At 37.8% G+C, this 4,590-nt stretch carries 4 protein-coding genes; 1 reads left to right on the top strand and 3 read right to left on the bottom strand.

Annotated features, from left to right (window positions below):
* Positions 1 to 562: 562 nt before the first annotated feature.
* Positions 563 to 1,264 carry a YiiX/YebB-like N1pC/P60 family cysteine hydrolase gene (locus tag QRD89_RS00020; RefSeq protein WP_286095150.1) on the bottom strand — a complete coding sequence of 234 codons (702 nt, stop codon included), beginning with the start codon at positions 1,262 to 1,264 and terminating at the stop codon, positions 563 to 565.
* A gap of 111 nt (positions 1,265 to 1,375) precedes the next feature.
* Between QRD89_RS00020 and QRD89_RS00015 the strand changes: the two genes are divergently transcribed.
* Positions 1,376 to 1,705, top strand: a complete 330-nt coding sequence (locus QRD89_RS00015; RefSeq protein ID WP_286095149.1) for a hypothetical protein — start codon at positions 1,376 to 1,378, stop codon at positions 1,703 to 1,705.
* 573 nt (positions 1,706 to 2,278) lie between these two features.
* Here the strand turns inward: QRD89_RS00015 and QRD89_RS00010 are convergent.
* Both QRD89_RS00010 and mobV read right to left on the bottom strand, forming a co-directional pair.
* Complete coding sequence (locus QRD89_RS00010; protein WP_286095153.1) at positions 2,279 to 2,899, bottom strand: MarR family transcriptional regulator; 621 nt, start codon at positions 2,897 to 2,899, stop codon at positions 2,279 to 2,281.
* Between the two features lie 227 nt (positions 2,900 to 3,126).
* Entirely contained in the window at positions 3,127 to 4,530 is a 1,404-nt protein-coding gene (gene mobV, locus QRD89_RS00005; RefSeq protein WP_286095151.1) for a MobV family relaxase, read from the bottom strand.
* Positions 4,531 to 4,590 lie beyond the last annotated feature (60 nt).

The raw sequence follows: 4,590 nt of genomic DNA, 5'->3' as shown, positions 1-4,590 counted from the left end.
CACAGACATTTGGTGTAACACACTACACCAATTTAAAAATTGGAACGTGTGCTCTGCGAGGCTAAGATCAAGAACAGTCGCCTTCGGCGAGGAAAGAAACGGCAGCTACTCCTAAAATCGCAGCTGCCGTTTCTTTCCAAAGTTCAAAATCAAAGAGATTTAAGACCTTGCCTTTTTGGAAAAAGGCAACCCCAAAAACTTCCCCATTCGAACTCCCCAACCCCTCAATCCTTGAGGGGCTCCCTAGCCGGTAGGCAGGACGAAAAATGAATTTTCGTCAATGCCAAGAGGGTTCGGGTGCATCTGGTGCATCAACTCCTTATCCTCCCTTCGGTCCGGTACCGTTGACACACGCCTAGAGAGCCGTCCTGGCGATTTTATGTAATCACATGAAAGAAAGCCCCTGAGAACATCAAAAAATGCTCTCAGGGGCTTTCTATGGCTGTCATAGCCCTCCTATCGGCTAAATGGGTAAGGGCTACTTCCATTTGGAAGCTATGCTATGACTTCTTTATTCTATCTCTCTTCTGTCATTTAATCGAATTCACTAAATTATATCTCTTTACCAACCTACTGTTCGCACAACTTTATGTCCATTCCACCATGTGTAATTAAGAAAATCATACGGAGTTCGCAGACCTGGAGTGTATCCACCTAAATTTTTACCTGCACCATTTTTATAAGCCTGCCAAACTAGTTTAGAACAATATGTTTTACCAGATCCGTTCAATGTCGTCCTTACATCATAGGAGTAGTTTTTTCCGGCACCTTTAACATAGAAATTATAAGCCCAAGTAGCAGCTTTTTTTCCTTCAGTTGAAGATTTAGGACGAACTACTTTCGTAGATTTATATCGAGAATACCAAGTACTAGTTGAAATAATGTTCGCTTTATATCCAGGCCCTTGTATATGTAATACTTTCCCATTATTGAGAACTATTCCTGAATGTCCAGTAATACCTGTACATTTACTTGAACTTTTACACTGAGTATTTTTAGTTACTAGAATATCTCCACCTTTGTGAGAAAAAGCAGCTGCAGAAACTATGTCATTATCTTCTTGCTTTTGATTCTCTTCTAGAATATTTTTCAATCCTAGTTCTTCAAGTTGCTCAACCGTCATGTTTAAGATTTCTTCATTGCTGTAACCATCTGATTCAATGTTCTCAGATTCTTCAGCGCTAACAGTATTTAAACCAAATAATACTCCTACGAATAATAAAAACATTAATCCTATCGCAGTTTTTGAAAAGAAATTCTTCATTCTTCATCCCCCAATTTATGATATAATGCGACATAAATGATACCATTAAAACTCTTATTTGGAAATAAAATACAAAAAATCAGATAATTTTTTTGTTTAGGGGAGGAAAATATGAAAAAAGAAAGGAATTATAAAACAACTATTATGATCTTAAGTGTTCTTTTAATTTTCATGTCAGGTTTTTCAGGGTTCCAATTTTTTCAAAAATACTCTAAAGAAGAAATTGAGAACAGGGAAGAACTTTTAACAGCAGTTATGTGGGAAATCACTAGTGGAGAAGATAATATCTCAAGAGAAGATATTGAAGATATTACTGTTTTAAAAGCTAAAGCTGGTGTATACCCTCTTAATTATGATGTAGCCATTAATATGAAAAATGGAGATCAAATTCTTTACTCTTGGAAAGATGAAAATAAAAGCGATGTTCAGCGAACTAATTAAATATTTCCCGCAAAAAAAGCCCCAAAACTAAAGTGATTTTTGGGGCTTTTTTGTATTTTCTTATGTGTCTAAATGTACACAGTCAGCTTCTAATCATATTTAATTAGTTTCGCTGATTAAATAGATCTTTCTTTATCCCCTTGTTTTGGGGTGTGAGTGCTGGTTGGGGGTTTGGGGGCTAGCCCCCAAGGTTTTCAGCGTAGTCTTCAATGATGAATAAGAATCTTCTTTTGGCTCGGTAGATTCTAGAGTTTTTGGCGGTACAATTGCAAGAGCAAGCCGAATCCCCATTGTCCTCGTTTTGGGTATGTTCGGCTTGGCGAAATACCAGCACCGCCAAAATTTCGGAGAGCAAGGGGGAAAAGGTGGAGAATTTTTGAATGTACTTTTCAAAAATTACTACCTGGACCTTGCTTGGAGAAAAGCCCTTATATAGAGAGTGAGAGCAAGTTAATGGGTATTTTGTTTAAAAAGGTTATTATATCAAGGGTTTTAGTGGGTTTTAATAGTTATCGGATTAGATAACTTTAGTTACCGGATTAGATAACTATTAAAAATAAAGAAAAGTAGCCCTTAGAATAGGGCTACTGGAAATTTTTTGAATAGAGGCTTAGCATTAGTAAATAATGCTTGTAAAGTTGTCTCAACCTTATCACGATCACCACTATATATAATATTGGGGTTAATAAATAAAGCATATGTACGTGCTTTTACACCTTCTGCTTTATGACCATTCGCTTTGACTATAACACCCTTATCAACAAGACCATTCACAATCCTACTTACCTTAGGAGAACTTGTCCCAAGACGTTCCGCAACCTGTTTTTGTGTCATAGGAACCGCACTCCTGGAATGGATGTCATCAACAAGGCAGTTGCTTTTGAACTGTAAAAAACGTTGCACACGTAACAAGAAGAGCATTTCTTCATCAGTAAAGAAATCATTTTCTAGAGCGTAATCCCAATTATCTTGAATCAATTGTGCGAACCTCACTCTCGATTGTTTGGAACGTTTAGTATAAACACCTATTTCTTTACCACCAGTGGCCTTACTTATCGTTTCCATTGACTTTTGAAACTGTTCTTCACTAACACCGTAATGATCTTCTTTGAATTTTTCTTTTTTGTTGTCAAAATCTCTTTCTCTTGCTTTCTTCTCTGCCTGACCAAAGTTCAAAATATTATCTTTTCGCATCTTATATTCCTCCTATGTGGAAGGAATAAGCCTCTGTATGCTAAAATAACTTTAACAGTGTTAAAGGATTAATCCCTATAAAGGCTTATTCCTTTCAAGATTTGAAGAACCGCCTGCCGTCCAAAGCATGGGCGGTTTTTCTTTTGTCTTTTATTCTAGCATATTTTACCTGTCTACTAGGATGTATCCTTATATGACAGCAGTTGTGTTCATTTCAAGGACACAACTCACCTTTCTCTTTCATCATGTCTGAAACGAGCTGCCTCCTTGTGCATTCCAGCATTTCTAAAGAATGACTCGGCCACACGTGGTAATTTAGTCAATACCCTATGCCCCCAATCTACCATTCGATCTTTCCAAGTCTGAAGGTCATGATTCTGCTTTTTCAAAGAATTGTTCTCTTTCAGCAAAGAAGCCCTCGAAGTATCCACTTCATAAAATTTATCTTTGGAAACAGAATTCTTCATCTGATATTCGGCTTTTTCATTTAGCTTAAGAATGTGGTTTTTCGCTTGCTCCAGTACAGAATCTTGCTTCTTAATTTCTTTTTTTAGCTCTCGAATCTCGCCTTTAAATTCTCCCTTTATCTCATGCTTCAATTCCACTTTCAATTCTTCGCGGTAATCAAGGATTACCTTAGCCCTCATTGCTTTACGAGTCTTTTCCACTTCAGCTTCTTTATCTGATATAAAGACAGATAAACGCTGCTGCGTTCGTTTGAAATCCTCCGCCATTTGTTTGAATTCATCAGTTTTCAAACGAAGATTTTTCTCTAAGTTCTCACTCTTCAGTTTCTCTTGGTACAGTTGCTCTCTAAAGGTGTTTGAGAGACTAATTAAGTCCTCCAAATCATCCTTGTCAATGGATACCTTCCCCTTCTGCAAAAAGAGCGTAGATGTTTCTGGAGAAGTAACAGGAAGTTCTTCCCGAACCTCTTCCGTTTTAATAGTTGTGGGGTCATAGATGTTCGCAACCTTTTTATACATAGACAAACGTGCTTCATGATCTTGAATTTGAACAGACAACTGCTCCAATTCTTTTTTCCTCTCGTCCAATTTAAACTGATGAACATCTTTATGCTTTTTCTCACTCGGATCCCCACGATCAATCTCAAAACCATGAGTAGTCATATGTTTATGGAAGTCATCTTGAATGGCTCGTATTTTGGTTTTTCCATGAAAATAATCTTTAGCAGAAAGTCGTCCATCTTCAGTAATCGGAACAATACCCAGGTGCATATGAGGAGTGGCTTCATCTTTATGTACCGTAGCGTAAAGAACGTTCTGCTCCCCATACTTGTCCTTCAAATGATTAAATGCCGTCTCAAAGTATTCTTTTTGCTCCTGATCACTTAGGCCTTTCATGTACTCTGGACTCGCAGAAACAAAAAACTCCGACACTAATACAGCATCTGCTCTTACTTTTCGGCTGACCCTTTCATCCGTCATCCTTCTGATCGTTTTCGCATAGCTGATATTCTCCTGGTTCACTAAGTCATAATTCAGATGACTTTTCTCCAGGTCAATGTCCTTATTCTTCGATTCTTTCCCTTGCCGTTGATTATGTTTTTGGATGCCACCAATGGCATCCTGTTTCATCTTTTGCATCCGAATGATCCCATATTGAGCCACTGCAGAACCCCCTCATTCTTCCTCGTCGTAAGGTAAGAGTAGCACAACCCAAATGGAATG

This window comes from Halobacillus sp. ACCC02827 (assembly GCF_030291935.1).
Lineage (GTDB): Bacteria > Bacillota > Bacilli > Bacillales > Halobacillaceae > Halobacillus.
The sequence above is the reverse complement of the archived record's forward strand: the minus strand, read 5'-3'. Positions and strand labels throughout refer to the sequence as shown.